1 protein-coding gene and 1 pseudogene are annotated in these 1,645 nt (G+C 65.8%); one reads left to right on the top strand and one right to left on the bottom strand.

Annotation, left to right across the window (positions count from 1 at the left end; genetic code table 11):
* A pseudogene (locus tag ACWFR4_RS48795) lies at window positions 1-69 on the bottom strand (helix-turn-helix domain-containing protein); the annotation flags it as partial.
* A 700-nt stretch (window positions 70-769) separates the two neighbouring features.
* Here ACWFR4_RS48795 and ACWFR4_RS48790 point away from each other — a divergent pair.
* Complete coding sequence (locus ACWFR4_RS48790; protein ID WP_453658429.1) at window positions 770-1,003, top strand: hypothetical protein; 234 nt, start codon at window positions 770-772, stop codon at window positions 1,001-1,003.
* Window positions 1,004-1,645 lie beyond the last annotated feature (642 nt).

The raw sequence follows: 1,645 nt of genomic DNA, 5'->3' as shown, positions 1-1,645 counted from the left end.
CTGAAGCCGGATCCCCTCACGAAACGCCCGCCGCTCAGCGGTCAGGCCCCCACCCTCCGGATACCTCACCCCACGGGCATACCGCAGGGATCATGGACCGTCACCACCCGACGACAAGCCGAAATCCTCAGTAGCTGGCCACCTGTTCTACTGCGCGCATGATTACAGGGGTCAGTGTCTTCCTCGGCACGGTGATCGGGGCGTTTCTCATGGAACGGCGAGCGCGGCGAACAGCCGCTCGGGCCGAAGCAGGGGAAGCAGTCCTCTTCCCGGTCGGGGCCAACCTGCCGGACGAAGGGCGACGCTACAGCCTCGGTCGCGTACTGGCCGGAGGCGAGTTCCGATGGATACCTCGCTGGCCGTGGACGCGGCTGCGTGCACTCCCGACAGATCTGCGCTACATCCGCGCACGCGAAATGACCTCCCGCGAAATGTTGTGGCTCCCGGACAGAGCGCTGGTGATCGAGTGCGAATCGTCTGTAGGGCCTGTGCGGCTATGGGCCCACCCGAAGCAGGCGGTGCAGGTGGTGGACATGATCCGGCGTGCAAGTAGCCCGAACTCGTCGAACACCTCCGTTCCTGACGTCAGCAGCTGACACCCGCAGGCGCGAAACAGCCGCGGTCGACGCTGGACCTCAGTAGACAGCCAGTCGAGGCACAAAGCGGGTTGGCCGAGGTCGACGTCCCCGTTGATCGACCTGCGAAGGATTGACCCGGGCATTAGAAATCCATCGACCACGCCACATTGTGCCGAACGAGGAGGGGTTCAATGACCGAGCGGAACCGGAGAGGCGTTGTCTGGTGGCTCCAGGTGGCGGCGACGGGCTACCTGTTGATCATGCTGGCATGGAAAGCGATCGACGACCCATGGGCGCGGATCCCGCTGGCTGCAATACTGATCTCCTCGGCGTACGTCTTTGGGCACGTGATGGGCTTCCGGTCGGCCAACCAACGACAGCCCCGTCCTGACGACCGGCCCACCATGAACGACGGTGGCAGCTAATGGGCGTTTAGCCCAAGCCACTCCATCCACCTCATCTCCGACCGTGCCACTCTCGTGCCAGAACGGGCGGGGGCTCACGGGGAATCGCGGCACGCAGCGGGCAGTACGGCCGCACTGCGCCAGACCAGGGAACCCGCAGCTCGGTCCCGTAACCGCCCTACCGCGCTCCTAAAGCGGTACTCCCGCGTGACGCGAGGCCAGGGCCAGCACGCGCTACCCTCCGATCCCGAACGACAGCCCCTTGTGATCACCGCCGAGTTCCGGCGGGGGCGCTCAGGCTCCAGGATGGCGGGGGCGCCGTTCGCGGGTGCCGGCCGATTGGTGGCGTGTGCGGGGAGCTCCCATCCCATCTGCCATCGACCCAGGCAGAGCCGAGCTGACGCGGCCCAGGGGGCCGTCTCCGTTTCCGGGAAGGCCCTGTGACCGCTGAACCAATCTGACGCACCGCACTGACAGTAGGTGCCCCTCGGGGTTCCAACTCCCCCAAGGGCGCGGAGGCTTGACGGCAACACCTGTGCCGTGGCCATCAACCCATCCCGTTGCGGCACTAAGGGTTGTCCCGCAAAAGGATCTTGGGCCAGGGGCATGGCTGACTGCGCCGTGAGCTACCCCTCTATCCAGCGAGGTTGAGGTTGTGCAGAC

It is taken from the genome of Streptomyces sp. NPDC055140 (assembly GCF_053607285.1).
Note: the sequence above shows the minus strand (reverse complement) of the source record. Positions and strands in the feature narration are given on the sequence as shown.

Coding starts and splice junctions, on each gene's coding strand:
- ACWFR4_RS48790 (WP_453658429.1), top strand. CDS start 770: ATGACCGAGCGGAACCGGAGAGGCGTTGTCTGGTGGCTCCAGGTGGCG.